Below are 16,166 nucleotides of genomic sequence, written 5' to 3' on the forward strand. Positions count from 1 at the left end.
GCCGAGACGTAGTCGCACCCAAAACTGGGATTGAACTACCTACTATTTAGTATTCCCCATCGTTGTGATAATTTAGTATTTAAGAGTAGCCCCCACCCCTCGGACAGGCCCAAAACCTGGACTGCGCACCAGGGGGTTAGTTTTTCCCTCCGTGTGACTGCTGGTTCCATTTCCCCTGAAGCACGGTCGCCTCCCGCCTCCCGCCTCCCGTGTAAGTCTGATGACACAACGGAGCTGCTTGCTATTTAAGAGTTTCTCGATTTTTTGTTAACTTTGTGATCTTGTTTTTGCCTTTAGTATCTTGCCTAGCCTCGTCAAGGGCTGCTCGGAGGGTAAAGTTTTCGAATTCAAGAGAGGCAATTTTTGTTAAGGCCAATTCATAATCTTTCTGTAATGCTGTCAATTTGATTTGTGCCGCTTTTTTTAGGGTTTTCTGCTTTTCAATGAGCTGCGAAGCGGAGGGGCGCATTTCATCGTCAGAGTTGGCTGCTGCAGCCTCAATTTCGGCAATAAGATCACTGTGTTCATCTCTGCTTTTCTTTATGGATCCTCGCTTGCGACCAGCTTCGAGTGCAACTGTATCTTTGTTGATTGCCGAGCCCTTGGGTAAAATAAGGGGTTTGTTAATTTTCAGTCTGTTCAATGCCGAGCGATAATCTTCAATAGCGCTCATTTTAATGCCTCCATCTTTTCAAGTAATCCTCGCTTACTAAGTTTTTCAAAAAGAGCGTCAATTTCCGACTGAAGCTGATTGTATTGTGGAGTGTCTTTGCGATAAAAAACTTGTTCGCGGACTAGATTCTGCACCCCGCGTTTAATTTTTCTCAAGCTGCGATTTTCATCGAGAATAGACTTGTCACAGTCGATGCAAGCTAGAATGCTTGTGAATGAAATCTTATCGCAATGTTCTAAATTGGTGCATCCGCCGATCGGACTTTGTTTATAAACCATTTCGCCTTTCAAGAATTTTTTTTCTGTAATGGACCTGTCAGTGGTAATGATTAAAGGTTGGCCTTTGTCGATTGCCAGTTGAATGCGGGAACCTTCTCCACCCCAAAGTCGGCTTGTACTATTTATCACATTGTCTTCGTAATGACTAAATTGGGCAGCTCTGTGCTCGCGCTCCAATTCTTTCATCAAGCTTTGAGCATTATCGGACTGCAAGAAGTTCACGGCAAATATACTGTCCTTTCGATAGTATGATGCCATCGCTTCTGTGAGCTGTTTGAATTGAAGAGCACTCGAACCGAGCGAAAGTAGACCTGATCGAGCTCCATATACAGCAAGTGACCTGCGACATTGATGTGTGCCGAGGGGCCAAGGTGCTCCCACTACCAAAGTAGGGTCATCTCGCCAGTTACGAAACCCATCAAAAAGCTCTAGTTCACGTATATCCTCTTCTGTGATGCATAAGCTTGGTATACTTTCTAAGAGTGCTTCCTGTGCTCTCTCGGACAAACCTCCAGCAGCGGGAGCACCCTTAAAGTGCCATGTGTTTCGTTTAGCGGATCCGGAGTTTCTACGCCTGGATACTCGACCTGGAAAAAGAGGATATTGAGATTTTTTGCTATCGTCCCAGCCACAGTTAACTGCAGCGATACTGCCGATACCCTGAGCTGCAATAATTCCTTTCTCAACAATCTCGTGGGTGATCCAGAATGTTGGCGTGTGATTTTGTGAAGAAAATTTCGATGTAAATCCTTTGAGGATTTTAAATGAGGCTGCGCCGGTGTTGATTGATGCATAAGTATCGTATGGGAGAAAGGCTGCTTCATTCTCTCGCATGCCTGAGAACAGATGTATCCAGTATTTTGCAGCTGTTTGAACTTTTCCTAGGTAGGATGTTAGGTGCCCCCAGTTTTCGACAGTATGTTTTTTAAATAGCGGGGAAAGTCTTAATTTCTTTGTCTCGTATGCCCAGGATGTTGTGTTGTTGCTTCTAGTGTGGTGGCCTTCAGGTACGCCATACCGGGAATTAATATAGCGATTCTGATTGAGTCTGAGAATTTTTTTGTGGTGTTTATTGAATTCGTCAAGAATTGCACCGAAATTAAAAATAATCTCGGCGTAAATTCTGGAGGGAATTAGTTTGGTTTGGCGGTAGGTTTTCACCCTGGATGTCGCGTATGGTCTGTATAGTGTTTCAAGTCTGCTGATTAGGTCATGGTTTGGTGGCGCAATGGAGAATGCGATATGCCTTCCTCGTATGTCGAAAAGCTCTCTCAAAAGTGAAAGTATTTGCCTCATTGAGTCTGGAGGCAAGGCTGAGAAGCTAGTAATGATAGATGGGTAATAGTGCGGGTTGTTTAAGAGTTCTTCAAGGGTTGTATTGTGATTTATGGAAAGTAAAGCTAGCTTGCGGATGTGCGTTACTCTTAATGAATTAACTTTTCTAGGTTTTCGTGCGAGGTATAGTCTGGCTAGCTGTACTATCTTGAGTTCTTTGGTGATGGTTTTTTTTAGCAGGCTTTCCGTTTTGCACCAAGACGTGAAGTTATATAAGCATGTATTCTTTGCGTCGTAAATACGTACGTTCCAGATATCGTCTCCGAAACGAGAAATAATACCCCCGTCGACGCCGCGTGATATGACAAAATTATCGTCTGGCGTAAGATATGATGACAAATCTGAGTATCTATCGGGGAGGTGGATGGTCGGGTCCGATTTTCTGGTTTTTTTTCGGGGCTTCATACGACAGCTCCTACAAATGCCATTGTATCAAGGTGAATGGCCCAGAAAGGGTCGAGATAGCCAGATTCAACTTCGTCACGGATACGAGCGACTGTCGGTGCCAGCTTGATGTCCGTATCTTGAATTGCGGCTAGGATTTCATCGATTCTATGAATGGTAGGACCAAATTTTTGTTCCCAATACTCATGGTCTTGGCGTTCTTTTATAATGGTTATTATAAATGAAAGAGATAGTAATCGACGGATGTCAAACTCATCTGCATGAACGGCGTAGTGATCGCAAAACAAACAAGTCTCAGGGGTGCGGCAAGTTGGTTTGGGAGCCTCCGATGTGAAACCTGAAGCTAACTTGGGTTCTGAAGCAGGATCCTTTACGCAGTTTCCTACGGCTGTAACGTCGCTTGACGATCCTTCTTTATTTACGTGGACTGGAATGTGGCTGACATTTCGTGATCGAGATATAGCTGCAGAATGGATTTCTTCAAAAAGCTTTGATATTTCACTCGCATACTCATCCAGGGCAGGTCTAGCATAACTACTTCTGATTGTGGCTTCTCTATTGTTTAGCTTTTCTGCAGTTAATACGGTGTCTCCTCCGCTTTGTTTTATATATTGGTAGCTCACGTTCTTGCGCCATTGATTGGCGGGAACCCAGGATGTCTTCGGGTAAAATTTTCCAGTTAATGTCTTGAAAGTTCGAAGTGCGCCGTTCCCTACGTAGCCTACCTTGTTTGTTCCCCTTGGTAATGTCGAAAACAAACGATTACTTTCGCGGCCATCAAGTAGCCACGTTCTTATCGCCAGTATTTTCTTAAATATAGGGGTGAAGCGAGCCCCGAATTCGGGTGAAACAATTTTACCATGTGCTCTATTTTTTATACCCAAAAGACGTCGGCCTTGGGTGCTTGGTATGATTTCAAAATCAGTGCCGAGCCTTTGGACTGTGGTTAGATTACAGCCTGTAGCCGCGATGAAAGATAACATGCCAGCCGTCATTGCATGGTTTGCTATCTGAAAGCGAAGTTTCGAACGGCTATTTGTATTGTTTTCGAGAAGTTTTTTGTGGAGCGCGCCATAGTTGGTTTTGATGCGGTTGTTTTTCCAGTCCTGCTCAGGAAGTTCGAAGTGCTGGTGTATCATCTTCCATGTGGGGAATTCGGCACAGGATCCTAGGTGGTTGAGAAGGCTCACGGCTGCATTGTTGCTTTTTGAGGACTCTTGATAAATGCTGTACATATAATAAATGCCACAGTCGGGCGATTCGAGGCGCATTGGGAAAGTCCCCCCGTCGATTAATATACGGTGGGCCTCGCTAATAAAATTGACAAGAGCTGAAAACGTTTTAGCTTGGGCGTCTGCACCCAGTCGTTTAAGGTTAATAAGATTAGTTCTATTTGGCTGCTTGATGAACGTTGCGAGCGCGAGTGTTTCGCTTTCGTGCTTCCCTGTGGTAAGTGCTATTAGTTGCCGAGCACCAGTTTGAAGTGCGGATGCCGAGCCGACAGCCAGAGCTTTACCAGTTGTAGCTGAAGAATAGACCCTGGAAAGGAGGTGTATCGTATAATCCACATAAGCCTTGCTCATGGATTCGTGTAAATGTAAGTGGTATATCTCGTCTTGTGAATCAATCCAATCAATGAAGCCTTTTATTGTTGTGTAAAACCCTGTTGCCGATACAAAGGATGAGTAGGCGCGACCGGCTTCTATTAATTTGCTGACGGGGTAAATTCGTTTGGGGTCGAAAGTTGCAAGGTCAACCAAAACCCCTTCATAATCAATATGGTGATTTGGTGAGCGTTTTCTTCTATGGCGATAACAGAATGCACCAAAATCCAGATAGCGTTTTCCGTTATTGGCTATGTTGTCGCCTGAGATGGCGGTGTATTGAGGGTGCAATACGTCAATGGAGTTATCATGGTGCTCGATAATGCAGATGGGACGACGGTGGAATTCTGAGGGCTTAATCATTGTGCACCCATGTTTAAGTAGGAAAAGAGGTATTCCTCAAAATTATTTTGAATTTGAAACTTCCATTCTAGTCTTGACTTGTAGTTTAGGTATTGCATGGTTGTGAGCTTGTCACTATGACCCATGCGCTGTTGTACATAATCTATCGCCGATGATATTGACCTGTCTCCTTGATGCTGCATTTGGCTTTCCAGTAAATTCATACCGAAGGTTGCTCGCAGATCATGGAATGTAAATTCCTGGAAGTTTGGGTTTTCGGTAAGAATACGAGGTTGGAGTATTTCTTTAATGTGTTGCCGGATTGCAGCACCGTCCTGAATCGAAGCATTGGTGGCGCGATCTGTCAAGGATGTATTGCTGCTGATGGCTGAGTCTCGCCGATCGTAAAGCTCTCTTTTACTTGTGTAATAAGGTACCCCATTCTTGCTCAAAAATAGATAGTTTTCCCCTGTCTCCCCATAGTATGAACGTCCACGCCGTTTGATTGCTTCGTCACTTTGGCTGTATGTGATCATGTCCTTTACGAGCCAGCCCGGAACTAAAAGTGTAAGTTGCTTCCCTCGTTTCGTGTCAATGAGTGTTCCTGAACCTGTGGGGAGTCTCAGATAACCGGTTCCATCTAAAGGTCCCAGCAAATTCTTAAGTCTGATGGTTCCTACGGTCTGCGCACGGGCACCGGTGAATAATGCAAGGTAAAACATCAGTTGGTATTCACGAGAGGACATCAGTAAGGCTTTCAGAACTGAGATCTGTTCGTTTAATAATAGAGGGCGTAATATGCCTCCATCCCTTATGTATTCCGCAGGAATATCTGCGCGTGGTGCTTTGAATGCTAAGTTGTGGGACTTGACCTTGACGGTGCTCTCTGTCCCGGTTGCAGAAACCACGTTGATTGTTTTGTTGATATTTTCGAATGGTGAATTTTCTATTTCGTGTTGTTTTATGAGCTTCCAGTCCATGATGCTGCGGTAAAAATTAACAACTGTGTTCATCCTCGCGCTTGCCGTGTTCTTCGCTAGCTCACCCAAAGCGCACAGGTGAGCAAGATGTTTATGATAGAGAAAAGTTACTCTCAATCTAGTGTTTCTTGGGAAATACAGATAGTCCAGGTTTTCATCTTCCAAAAAGCGTAGATAGTCGAGTAGATGGTCAGCGATCCCTCGAAAGGTTCTGGACTCGTACCCGCTTTCACGATGAAGCTTGGCTGTCAGATACAAATTGGCCATTCGCCAAGGCTCTCCATTACCTTCAATTATCATGGGGAACTTTGGGTAATAGCCATCTTGGCCATTAGCAGATATGTAGTTAGGTTTAGATTGCTGATCCAGTGCCCCTCCATCCTCATAATGAGAATATTGGGGGGTCAACAACCGAAACTGAGAGATCAAGACTCTCCGAGCGTTTGAACTGTAGCGTTTTCGACCTGGGTGGCTTGGTCTTCTAAATCGCGACATGGATGCCTCCTGCTGAGGGTATCTGTCCGCATCGATCTACATTCGGACATAGCAGTAAGCATAGCTACATCTAGATTGTGATCGGCGACCCGGTCAGCAAGAAGGCCATCGTCGTCGACCCGGGTGGTGACCCGGACAAGATCCTCGCCCGCCTGCAGGCCCATGGCCTGACCCTGGTGAGCATCATCCACACCCACGCGCACTTCGACCATTTCCTCGCTTCGGGCAAGCTCAAGGAACTCACCGGCGCCACCTTGCACCTGCACAAGCAGGACCAGCCGCTGTGGGACAACCTCGAAATGCAGTGCCAGATGTTCGGCGTGCCTTACACCCCAGTGCCATCGCCAGACCGCTGGCTTGGCGATGAGGAGGAGCTCGCCTGCGGTTGCGGCGTGGCCCTGCACACTCCTGGGCACACCCCAGGTTCGATGAGCTTCTGGTTCGCCGAGGCCAAGCTGCTGATCGCCGGTGACACCCTGTTCCGCCGTGGCATCGGCAGGACCGACCTGTGGGGCGGCGACCAGCGCGCCATCGTGCGTTCGATCCAGGAGCGGCTGTATCGCCTGGACGAAGATGCCATCGTGGTCACAGGCCACGGGCCGGACACACGTCTGGGCGACGAAATGCGCGAGAACCCGTTCGTACGGGCTTGAGCGAGGACCTGGATGAAAAGCCTTTCATGGAATTTTTCCGTATCCTAGCGATCCAAGCCTGGCACAGATCCCTCTGCGATCCGCCGCACATACGAATTTTTGTAGGAGCTTGTCCATGTTCACCATGCGTCGTCTGATTATCGTCGCAACCGCTGCAGCCCTGATGACCGGTTGCGCCGGGCAGAATCCTTATGACAGCCAAGGCCAGGCTCAGGGCGAGTCCACGGGGATGAGCAAGACCGCCAAGTATGGCGGCCTGGGCGCGCTGGCCGGTGCCATTGCCGGTGCCGCCATCGACCATAACAACCGTGGCAAGGGCGCGCTGATCGGCGCCGCCGCCGTCGGTGCCGCCGCTGCCGGTTACGGTTACTACGCCGACAAACAGGAAGCCGAGCTGCGCGCAAAAATGGCCAACACCGGCGTCGAAGTTCAGCGCCAGGGCGACCAGATCAAGCTGATCATGCCGGGCAACATTACCTTCGCCACCGACTCGGCCAACATTTCGCCGAGCTTCTACAGCCCGCTGAACAACCTGGCCAACTCGTTCAAGTCGTTCAACCAGAACACCATCGAAGTGGTGGGCTTCACCGACAGCACCGGCAGCCGCCAGCACAACATGGATCTGTCGCAGCGCCGCGCCCAGGCAGTCAGCACCTACCTGACCTCGCAGGGCGTGGATGCTTCGCGGGTAACGGTACGTGGCATGGGCCCGGACCAGCCGATTGCCAGCAACGCCGACGCCAATGGCCGTGCGCAGAACCGCCGTGTGGAGGTCAACCTGAAGCCTATTCCGGGTCAGCAGTATGACCAGCAGCAGGGCCAGGTTCAGCAGTACCCATAAGCCGTCCGGTACGGCGCAATACAAAAGGGCAGGCCGGTGACGGGCTGCCCTTTTGCGTTTCAGCGGATGCTGCTGGCCTGAATCGCCGTCAGGGCGATGGTATGCACGATATCGTCCACCTGCGCCCCGCGTGGCAAGTCGTTCACCGGCTTGCGCAGCCCCTGCAGCATCGGCCCCAGGCTGACCCCGTCGGTGCTGCGCTGCACCGCCTTGTGGGTGGTGTTGCCGGTGTTCAGGTCAGGGAACACGAACACCGTGGCCCGCCCGGCCACCTGGCTGTGAGGGGCCAGCTGGCGAGCCACTTGCGGATTGGCGGCGGCGTCGTACTGCAGCGGCCCGTCGATCAGCAGCCCTTGCTCCGCCGCCTGTGCCAGGCGCGTGGCTTCGCGCACTTTCTCCACTTCCTCGTCACTGGCCGAATCACTGGAATAGCTGATCATCGCCACCCGTGGTGCGATACCGAAGGCCTGTGCCGATTCGGCGCTCTGCCGGGCGATCTCGGCCAGTTCGCTGGCGCTGGGGTGCGGGTTCATCACGCAGTCGCCGTACACCAGCACCTGCTCGGGGAACAGCATGAAGAACACCGACGACACCAGGCTGGCGCCGGGCGCGGTCTTGATCAGTTGCAGGGCAGGACGAATGGTATTGGCGGTGGAGTGCACCAGGCCCGAGACCAGGCCATCGACCTCATCCAGAGCCAGCATCATGGTGCCGATCACCACCGGGTCTTCCAGCTGCTGCTCAGCCATGGGCGCATTGAGGTTCTTGCTCTTGCGCAGGTTGACCATCGGCTCGACATAGCGCCCGCGAATCAGCTCGGGGTCGAGTATCTCCAGGTCCGGTGGCAGGGTGATGCCCTGGGCACGGGCCACGGCTTCGACTGCCTCTGGCCTGGCCAGCAGCACGCAACGGGCAATACCGCGCGCCTGGCAGATCGCCGCAGCCTGCACCAGCAGCGGCTCGGCGCCCTCCGGCAGGACGATGCGCTTGTTGGCCTGTTGCGCCCGCTGGATCAGCTGGTAACGGAACACCGCTGGCGACAGGCGCATTTCCCGTGGCGTACCGCAGCGCTGGTGCAGCCAGGCGGCGTCCAGGTGGCTGGCAACGAAGTCGGTGATGAATTCGGCCCGGTCACGGTCGTCCACCGGGATTTCACGGTTCAGCGAGTTGAGCAGGTTGGCAGTGTCGTAGGAACCGGTGCTGACCGACAGAATCGGCAAGCCGGCTTGCAGGGCGCCACGGCACAGACCGAGGATGCGCGCATCGGGCTTGCTGTCGCTGGTCAGCAGCAGGCCGGCCAGGGGGACGCCGTTGATCGCGGCCAGGCTCACCGCCAGGATGATGTCATCGCGATCGCCCGGGGTCACCACCAGGGTACCCGGTGTCAGCAGCGGTACGGTATTGGCCACGGTGCGGGCGCAGATGATGATCTTGTTCATCCGCCGCTGCTCATAATCGCCGGCATTGAGCACCTGGGCGCCGAGCAGTTCGGCCACGTCGCGGGTGCGCGGGGCGTTCAGCTCGGGCTGGTAGGGGATGCAGCCGAGCAGGCGGAAGTCGTTGCCACGCAGCAGCGGCGAATGCTCGCGCAGGCGGGTGGCGAAGTCGGCCATGCTTTCGTCGGTGCGCACCTTGTTGAGGATCACCCCCAGTACTTTCGGGTCGCGTGGGCCGCCGAACAGTTGGGCCTGCAGTTCGACCCGCCCGGACAATTCGCTGAGTACCTCGTTTTCCGGTGCCGAGACCAGAATCACTTCGGCATCGAGGCTCTTGGCCAGATGCAGGTTGACCCGCGCCGCATAGCTGGCATGGCGGGTCGGCACCATGCCCTCGACTACCACGACGTCGTTGCCAATGCAGGCCTGCTGATACAGGCGGATGATTTCTTCGAGCAACTCGTCCAGCTGGCCCTCGCCGAGCATGCGCTCGACATGGGCCAGGCTCAGTGGCACCGGAGGCTTGATGCCGTGGGTGCGGGCGACCAGTTCGGTGGAGCGCTCCGGGCCCGTGTCGCCGGGGTGGGGCTGGGCGATCGGCTTGAAGAAGCCGACCTTGAGCCCGGCGCGCTCCAGGGTGCGGACCAGGCCCAGGCTGATCGAGGTCAGGCCGACACCAAAGTCGGTCGGCGCAATGAAAAATGTCTGCATGCGTGCTTCTCGAAATAAGCGGTGCAAGGAATCAACGGCCAAGGGTAGCGCTATCGACCCCCTGTGCGCACCAGCCGCAAGCGAATGGCTGGCCGATGCGCTCGGCACGCTGCCCGACGTCGAGCACCCACGGGCGCGCCTGCCACGGTGGCTGGTGGCGCAGGTGCTGGGTATGACCGCAGGACAGCTCGACCACCCAGTGGCCTTCTTCGTCCTGGTGGAAGCCGGTGATCCGACTGATGGGTCGCCCCTCGACTGCGCTGCGGTCGCAATCGGGCGATGCCTTGGTTACACTTGTCCGCTCTACATACTTTTGCAAAAGGTCTTGCCCCATGCTGATCGCCGCCAACAAGGCTGTCTCCATCGACTATACCCTGACCAACGACGCCGGGGAGACCATCGACAGCTCCGCCGGCGGTGCGCCGCTGGTTTACCTGCACGGTGCCGCCAACATCATTCCAGGCCTGGAAAAAGCCCTGGAAGGCAAGCAAGCCGGTGACGAGCTGGACGTTGCCATCGAGCCTGAAGACGCCTACGGCGAATACCTGGCCGAGCTGGTGAGCACCCTGAACCGCAGCCTGTTCGAAGGTGTCGACCAACTGGAAGTCGGCATGCAGTTCCACGCTTCGGCGCCGGATGGCCAGATGCAGATCGTCACCATTCGTGACATCGACGGCGACGACATCACCGTTGACGGCAACCACCCACTGGCTGGCCAGCGCCTGAACTTCAAGGTCAAGGTTGTCGACGTGCGTGACGCCAGCGAAGAAGAAATCGCTCACCGTCACATCCACGGTGAAGGTGGCCATCACCACTGATTTTCTGCGCTAAGCTCAGAAAGTCGCCAGGCGCTCGGACAAGCCGGCATGCCTCCCCGGCGGGAGGTGCGCGGCTTGCAAGGGCGCCTTTTTAGTGGGCGCAATTCGCCTTCTGCGGCAACCGGCAACCTGAAGGGGATCATCATGAGTGCATTTCACGACCTGACGTTGAAGGCGCTGAACGGCGAGGACCTGCCCCTGGCGCCGTTCAAGGGCCAGGTAGTGCTGGTGGTCAATGTCGCCTCCAAGTGCGGCCTGACGCCGCAATACGCCTCGCTGGAGAAGCTGCAGCAGCAGTTCAAGGGCAGGGGCTTCAATGTCCTGGGCCTCCCTTGCAACCAGTTCGCTGGCCAGGAGCCGGGCAGCGGAAAGGAAATCCAGGAGTTCTGCAGGCTGAACTATGGCGTGAGTTTCCCGCTGGGTGCCAAGCTTGAGGTCAATGGCCACGACCGCCACCAGCTGTACCGTTTGCTGGCGGGCGAGGGGGCGGAGTTCCCGGGTGACATCACCTGGAACTTCGAGAAGTTCCTGGTGGGCAAGGACGGCCGGGTGCTGGCGCGCTTCGCCCCGCGTACCGCGCCGGACGACCCAGCGGTGGTGCAGGCCATCGAAAAAGCCCTGAACTGACTGCGTACCCGCGAATGCTGCAGCGGCCATACCGACGCATTCGCGGGTAAACCCGCTCCCACGGTCTTCCACTTCGATACCTGCGAATCACTCACATCAATAATGCTGGGCCCAGCCCCGCGCTGCCCCTAACCTCAGGTGCATTTCCTCCCTCAGACGGAAGCGCCCCATGTCCAGCAACCCTTTGTTCCAACCCTTCACCCTCGGCGCGCTCGAGTTGCCCAGCCGTGTCGTCATGGCGCCCATGACCCGTACCTTCTGCCCCGGTGGCGTGCCGCACGCGGGCGTGGTCGAGTACTACCGCCGCCGTGCCGCAGCAGGCGTGGGGCTGATCATCACCGAGGGCACCACGGTCGGGCACCAGGCAGCCAACGGTTACCCCAATGTGCCGCGCTTCCACGGTGAGGATGCCCTGGCAGGCTGGAAGCAGGTGGTCGACGCCGTACATGCCGAAGGGGGGCGTATCGTGCCGCAGCTGTGGCATGTGGGCATGGTACGCCGCCTGGGCACCGAGCCGGACGCCAGCGTGCCGGGGTACGGGCCGAGCGAGAAGGTCAAGGACGGCCAGGTGCTGGTGCATGGCATGACCCATGACGATATTCGCGACGTGATCGCCGCGTTCGCCCAGGCTGCCCGCGACGCCAAGGCCATCGGCATGGATGGTGTGGAGATTCATGGCGCCCACGGCTACCTGATCGACCAGTTCTTCTGGGACGCCAGTAACCGTCGCAGCGACGAATATGGCGGTGACCTGGCCGGCCGTTCGCGCTTCGCAATCGAGCTGATCCAGGCCGTGCGCGCTGCCGTGGGGCCGGACTTCCCGATCATCTTCCGCTTCTCGCAGTGGAAACAGCAGGATTACAGCGCACGCCTGGTGGAAACCCCGCAAGCACTGGCGGCGTTCCTTGAGCCGCTGTCGGCGGCCGGTGTGGATATCTTTCATTGCTCGACCCGGCGCTTCTGGGAGCCAGAATTCGAAGGCTCCGAGCTGAACCTGGCCGGCTGGACCCGCACGCTCACGGGCAAACCGACCATCACCGTCGGCAGCGTGGGGCTCGATGGTGAGTTCCTGCAGTTCATGGTCGCTACCGACAAGGTGGCCAGACCGGCCAGCCTGGAAGGCTTGCTGCGCCGTCTGGGCGATGAAGAGTTCGACCTTGTGGCGGTTGGCCGTGCCCTGCTGGTGGATGCCGAATGGGCGCAGAAGGTACGCGAAGGGCGTGAAGCGGATGTGCTGCCGTTCAGCCGCGAGGCGTTGACGACCTTGGCTTGATCGCCAGCGCGGCGCCGGCCGGCTGGCTGCCGGCAGGTGCCGTGTGACAGGCATTGAACAGGTGCGACTCAAACTGCTCGACGATCGCCGGCCAACCTTGGCGGCTGGCGTGCTGGCGGGCGTTCAGGCGGACCCGGCGCAGGGTTTCGTTTTCTTCCAGCAGCCAGCAGGCGGCATCGATGAATGCGCCCGGGTCGCCAGGCATGGCCAGCGCGCCGCTGTGGCCATGGCGGATGTGCTGAGCTGCGGCGGCCTCATCGTAGGCGACCACGGCCAAGCCCGAGGCCATGGCTTCGAGCACCACGTTGCCGAAGGTTTCGGTCAGGCTCGGGAACAGGAACAGGTCGCCGCTGGCGTAATGTTCAGCCAACGCTTCGCCGCGCTGGGCGCCGCAGAACACGGCATCGGGCATTTGCTGCTCGAGTGCCGCACGCTGCGGGCCATCACCCACCACCACCAGGCGCAGGCGCCGCTGTGGGTGAGTGTTCTGCAAGGCTTGCAGGCAGGGCTGCAACAGTGTCAGGTTCTTTTCCGCTGCCAGGCGCCCGACGTGCAGCACGGCGATGTCGTCCGCGTCGAGCCCCCAGTTTTCCCGTAGCGCCTGGCTGCGCTTGGCCGGGTTGAACAGGCCGGCGTCGACACCCCGGGCCATCAAGGCGAGGCGCTCGAACCCACGGCGTTCCAGTTCCAGGCGCTGGCTCACACTGGGCACCAGGGTGGCGGCGGTGCGCCGGTGGAACCAGCGCAGGTAATGGGTCAGCAGGCGAGCCAGCAGGCCGAGGCCGTATTGTCCGGAGTACTGTGGGAAATTGGTGTGAAAGCCGCTGACCACGGCAACGCCCAGGCGCCGCGCGGCGCGCAGGGCGCTGAGGCCCAATGGCCCTTCGGTAGCGATGTACAGCACGTCCGGGCGCTGCCGGCGCCAGCGGCGCAGCAGCTTGTGCATCGACACTTCGCCCCACTGCAGGCCGGGGTAGCCGGGCAGTGCCCAGCCTCGGCAGAGCAACAGCCCTTGGTCATCATCCGCCTGTGCCTCGTTGGCTTGCCGTGGGCGCACGATCTCTACCTGGTGGCCACGCTGTCGCAGACCTTCGCTGAGGCGGCCAAGGGTATTGGCCACACCGTTTATTTCGGGTGGGAAGGTTTCGCTGACAAGGCAAATGCGTAGGGCAGGTGTTTTCATGAGAAAAAGTGTCCACCTGCTGCGTTGCGCTCACATGACAGCCTTGTGACGCCCAGGTGACGCCGGATTTTCGGCTGTTTGTCGTGTGTGAATATTTCTTTGCAGGGCGCTCAAGCCGCCCGCGGCGCAGCCGATGAAGATGCATCCGAATCGGTCTGATGCGCTCCGGGAGTGCGGTGATGTTCAACAGCAAGCTCAAGAAAGAAATCCAGCAACTGCGCGAAGAGCTGATGGCCGTCGAGCAGGTCAAAAGCAGCCTCGACAGCGAGATGCTGGTGCTGCAGCTCGACCCCCAGGGGCGCATCGAGCAGGTCAACGGCAATTTCGAGAGCGAGATGCTCTACCGTGCCGAGCAACTGATTGGGCGCAACATTGAAGAGATCGTGCCGGCCCACGTGAAAAAGCTCGACTTCTACCAGCGCATGAAAAACGCCATTACCCGTGGCGAGCACCTCAACGGCGCGTTCCGCCTGCTGCGCGGCAACGGTGAAGAAGCCTGGCTGCGCTCCATCCTGCAGCCGGTGAAGACTGTCGACGGGCGGATCAGGCATTTTTCCATGCACTCCAGCGACCTGACCCGCACCATCGAGACCTCGCGTGAGCACGAGAGCCTGATCAAGGCTCTGATGCGTTCCACCGCGGTGATCGAATTCAACCTCGACGGCGAGGTGTTGACCGCCAATGACCGCTTCCTGCAGACGGTGGGCTACAGCCTCGAACAGGTGCGTGGCAAGCATCACCGCATGTTCTGTGATCCGGCTGAAGTCAATTCGACGGCTTACCAGGCGTTCTGGGACAGGCTACGCCGGGGCGAGTACGTGGCCGATCGCTTCAAGCGGATCGACGCCCATGGGCGCACCATCTGGCTGGAGGCTTCCTACAACCCGATCTTCGATGCCCACGACGTGCTGTACAAGGTGGTCAAGTTCGCCACCGTGATCACCGACCAGGTCAATCAGGAGCTGGCGATAGCCCAGGCTGCCGACATTGCCTACAACACCTCCCTGGAAACTGACAGCAGCGCCCGCAAAGCCACCGATGTGGTGACTCAGACCGTCGACGTGATGCGTGGGCTGGAAGGCTCCATGCAGGATGCTGCCGACGGCATCCAGGCGCTGGACAGGCAGTCGAAGGTGATTGGCGCCATCATCAAGACTATCAGCGACATCGCCGGGCAGACCAACCTGCTGGCGCTCAACGCCGCCATCGAAGCCGCCCGCGCCGGCGAGCAGGGCCGTGGCTTCGCTGTAGTTGCCGACGAAGTGCGTCAGCTGGCGTCGCGTACCAGCAGCGCGACCGAAGAGATCGCCAAGGTGGTGCAGCAGAACGAACAGCTCGCCCAGGCGGCGGTAGACATCATCGACACCAGCAAGCGCCAGGCCGAACAGGGCCTGGCGCTTGCGGCGGATACCGGCGGGGTGATGGTCGAGATTCAGGAGGGGGCGAAGAAGGTGGTGGATGCAGTGGGGCAGTTTTCCAGTCAGTTGAGCCACTGATGCACGGGCCGCCTGGCGGCCCGGCTTTCATCGTTCCTGGTCAGCGGCCTCAGTTGCGCTCGCGCACCCAGAACAGCGTTGCCCCCGCCACCGCCGCGGGCATCATCAGCACGTTCACCAGCGGCACCATCAGCGCCAGGTAGGTAATCCCGCCAAACCCCAGCGACTGCCAGCGCTTCTGGCGCAGCCAGGCGAGCATGTCCTGCCAGCTCATCTTGTTGTTGTCCGCCGGGTAGTCGATGTACTGGATGGCCATCATCCACACCCCGAAGATCAGCCACAGCGGTGCGGCGACCACGTTGACAACCGGGATCAGCGACAGGATGAACAGGCCGATGGCCCGCGGCAGGAAGTAACCCAGCTTGCGCATCTCGCGGCCGAAGGTCCGTGGCACCATGGCCACCAGCTCGCCCCAGCTGAACGCCGGGAACGGGTCTTGGCCGCGCACCACTACTTCAACCTTTTCCGCAAGAAAGCCGTTGAACGGCGCGGCGATGACGTTGGCCACCAGGGTGAAGGTAAAGAACACCATCAGCACCAGCAAAGCGACGAACAGCGGCCAGAGAATGTAGGAAAGAAAGCTCAGCCAGCTGGGCAGGGTCGGCATCAGCGCGTCGAGCCACAGGCTGAATTCATGGCCAGCGAAGTAGATCAGGCCACCGAACAACAGCAGGTTGATTGCCAGCGGCAACAGCACGAACATTCGCAGGTTGGGGCTGAGCACCAGTTTCAGGCCTTCGCGCAGGTACTGGGGGCCGGAGAGGACAGGGGCTTGCATCGGAACACTCCGCAGAGAAGGGAAAACGCGCTGACCTTACCGAGTTTGCCGCGCCGACGAAAGGCAGGCACACATGAAGAAACCGGCTGTAACAAATGTGCCAGCAGCGTTGGCCCAGGCGAAATTGCCAGATAGAGGATGCCTATGAGGTGGATTGTCGATGGATATTTCCTTACTCTCTGCCACCTCGCTACAGTGCGCTCAACTTTCCGCTTTCCGGGCCTGCGCGTTGTAGCCT

13 protein-coding genes and 2 pseudogenes are annotated in these 16,166 nt (G+C 56.7%); 7 read left to right on the plus strand and 8 right to left on the minus strand.

Going from position 1 to position 16,166, the window contains the following annotated elements:
* Positions 1-241 precede the first annotated feature (241 nt).
* From ACQKPS_RS08225 to ACQKPS_RS08240, 4 genes are read right to left on the minus strand one after another with little or no spacing between them, the layout of a single operon-like run.
* On the minus strand, positions 242-673 hold the full coding sequence (locus ACQKPS_RS08225; protein WP_427603566.1) for a hypothetical protein: 432 nt from the start codon (positions 671-673) through the stop codon (positions 242-244).
* A complete protein-coding gene (locus ACQKPS_RS08230) occupies positions 670-2,691 on the minus strand; it encodes a hypothetical protein (RefSeq protein ID WP_427603568.1) in 2,022 nt (673 codons plus the stop codon). The genes ACQKPS_RS08225 and ACQKPS_RS08230 overlap by 4 nt, the downstream gene beginning before the upstream one ends.
* Positions 2,688-4,658, minus strand: a complete 1,971-nt coding sequence (locus tag ACQKPS_RS08235; protein ID WP_427603570.1) for a hypothetical protein — start codon at positions 4,656-4,658, stop codon at positions 2,688-2,690. Before ACQKPS_RS08235 ends, ACQKPS_RS08230 begins: the two co-directional genes overlap by 4 nt.
* Positions 4,655-6,046 (minus strand): tyrosine-type recombinase/integrase, encoded by a 1,392-nt coding sequence (locus ACQKPS_RS08240; protein ID WP_427603572.1) that lies wholly within the window; start codon positions 6,044-6,046, stop codon positions 4,655-4,657. Before ACQKPS_RS08240 ends, ACQKPS_RS08235 begins: the two co-directional genes overlap by 4 nt.
* A 140-nt stretch (positions 6,047-6,186) precedes the next feature.
* On the opposite strand from ACQKPS_RS08240, the gene ACQKPS_RS08245 reads away from it, so the two are divergent.
* Entirely contained in the window at positions 6,187-6,765 is a 579-nt protein-coding gene (locus tag ACQKPS_RS08245) for an MBL fold metallo-hydrolase (RefSeq protein ID WP_427603841.1), read from the plus strand.
* A 115-nt stretch (positions 6,766-6,880) separates the two neighbouring features.
* On the plus strand, positions 6,881-7,606 hold the full coding sequence (locus tag ACQKPS_RS08250; protein ID WP_254483229.1) for an OmpA family protein: 726 nt from the start codon (positions 6,881-6,883) through the stop codon (positions 7,604-7,606).
* Positions 7,607-7,665: 59 nt separating this feature from the next.
* Here ACQKPS_RS08250 and pta read toward each other — a convergent pair whose 3' ends face one another.
* Both pta and ACQKPS_RS08260 read right to left on the minus strand, forming a co-directional pair.
* The gene (gene pta, locus ACQKPS_RS08255) at positions 7,666-9,753 is read right to left on the minus strand and encodes a phosphate acetyltransferase (RefSeq protein WP_254483230.1); all 2,088 of its coding nucleotides are present in this window, start codon (positions 9,751-9,753) and stop codon (positions 7,666-7,668) included.
* 31 nt (positions 9,754-9,784) lie between these two features.
* Positions 9,785-10,087: a DUF3565 domain-containing protein gene (locus ACQKPS_RS08260; RefSeq protein WP_427603575.1), complete on the minus strand. Its 303-nt coding sequence runs from the start codon at positions 10,085-10,087 to the stop codon at positions 9,785-9,787.
* Between ACQKPS_RS08260 and ACQKPS_RS08265 the strand changes: the two genes are divergently transcribed.
* The 3 genes from ACQKPS_RS08265 (at position 10,086) to ACQKPS_RS08275 (ending at position 12,471) form a co-directional block, all read left to right on the plus strand.
* Positions 10,086-10,571, plus strand: a complete 486-nt coding sequence (locus tag ACQKPS_RS08265; RefSeq protein WP_054887500.1) for an FKBP-type peptidyl-prolyl cis-trans isomerase — start codon at positions 10,086-10,088, stop codon at positions 10,569-10,571. The two genes, ACQKPS_RS08260 and ACQKPS_RS08265, sit on opposite strands and share 2 nt — an antisense overlap.
* A gap of 144 nt (positions 10,572-10,715) precedes the next feature.
* A complete protein-coding gene (locus ACQKPS_RS08270) occupies positions 10,716-11,198 on the plus strand; it encodes a glutathione peroxidase (protein ID WP_254483234.1) in 483 nt (160 codons plus the stop codon).
* Between the two features lie 169 nt (positions 11,199-11,367).
* Positions 11,368-12,471 carry an NADH:flavin oxidoreductase gene (locus ACQKPS_RS08275; RefSeq protein WP_283723969.1) on the plus strand — a complete coding sequence of 368 codons (1,104 nt, stop codon included), beginning with the start codon at positions 11,368-11,370 and terminating at the stop codon, positions 12,469-12,471.
* Here ACQKPS_RS08275 and ACQKPS_RS08280 read toward each other — a convergent pair.
* Positions 12,440-13,654, minus strand: coding sequence for a glycosyltransferase family 4 protein (locus ACQKPS_RS08280; protein ID WP_254483236.1), 1,215 nt, complete (start codon positions 13,652-13,654; stop codon positions 12,440-12,442). The two genes, ACQKPS_RS08275 and ACQKPS_RS08280, sit on opposite strands and share 32 nt — an antisense overlap.
* A gap of 269 nt (positions 13,655-13,923) precedes the next feature.
* Here ACQKPS_RS08280 and ACQKPS_RS08285 point away from each other — a divergent pair.
* Both ACQKPS_RS08285 and ACQKPS_RS08290 read left to right on the plus strand, forming a co-directional pair.
* Positions 13,924-14,556 (plus strand): annotated as a pseudogene (locus tag ACQKPS_RS08285) (PAS domain-containing protein); the annotation flags it as partial.
* Positions 14,557-14,721: 165 nt separating this feature from the next.
* Positions 14,722-15,150 (plus strand): annotated as a pseudogene (locus ACQKPS_RS08290) (methyl-accepting chemotaxis protein); the annotation flags it as partial.
* A gap of 49 nt (positions 15,151-15,199) precedes the next feature.
* Here ACQKPS_RS08290 and cysZ read toward each other — a convergent pair.
* Entirely contained in the window at positions 15,200-15,928 is a 729-nt protein-coding gene (gene cysZ, locus ACQKPS_RS08295) for a sulfate transporter CysZ (protein WP_254483238.1), read from the minus strand.
* Between the last annotated feature and the right edge of the window lie 238 nt (positions 15,929-16,166).

Source organism: Pseudomonas sp. NPDC086566, assembly GCF_050280885.1.
GTDB classification, from domain to species: domain Bacteria; phylum Pseudomonadota; class Gammaproteobacteria; order Pseudomonadales; family Pseudomonadaceae; genus Aquipseudomonas; species Aquipseudomonas vlassakiae.

Bases quoted from the DNA above. Each gene is read 5' to 3' on its own strand.
- ACQKPS_RS08280 (WP_254483236.1), bottom strand. From the start codon at position 13,654: ATGAAAACACCTGCCCTACGCATTTGCCTTGTCAGCGAAACCTTCCCA.
- ACQKPS_RS08265 (WP_054887500.1), top strand. From the start codon at position 10,086: ATGCTGATCGCCGCCAACAAGGCTGTCTCCATCGACTATACCCTGACC.
- ACQKPS_RS08250 (WP_254483229.1), top strand. From the start codon at position 6,881: ATGTTCACCATGCGTCGTCTGATTATCGTCGCAACCGCTGCAGCCCTG.
- cysZ (WP_254483238.1), bottom strand. From the start codon at position 15,928: ATGCAAGCCCCTGTCCTCTCCGGCCCCCAGTACCTGCGCGAAGGCCTG.
- ACQKPS_RS08270 (WP_254483234.1), top strand. From the start codon at position 10,716: ATGAGTGCATTTCACGACCTGACGTTGAAGGCGCTGAACGGCGAGGAC.
- ACQKPS_RS08275 (WP_283723969.1), top strand. From the start codon at position 11,368: ATGTCCAGCAACCCTTTGTTCCAACCCTTCACCCTCGGCGCGCTCGAG.
- pta (WP_254483230.1), bottom strand. From the start codon at position 9,753: ATGCAGACATTTTTCATTGCGCCGACCGACTTTGGTGTCGGCCTGACC.
- ACQKPS_RS08260 (WP_427603575.1), bottom strand. From the start codon at position 10,087: ATGGGGCAAGACCTTTTGCAAAAGTATGTAGAGCGGACAAGTGTAACC.
- ACQKPS_RS08235 (WP_427603570.1), bottom strand. From the start codon at position 4,658: ATGATTAAGCCCTCAGAATTCCACCGTCGTCCCATCTGCATTATCGAG.
- ACQKPS_RS08230 (WP_427603568.1), bottom strand. From the start codon at position 2,691: ATGAAGCCCCGAAAAAAAACCAGAAAATCGGACCCGACCATCCACCTC.
- ACQKPS_RS08225 (WP_427603566.1), bottom strand. From the start codon at position 673: ATGAGCGCTATTGAAGATTATCGCTCGGCATTGAACAGACTGAAAATT.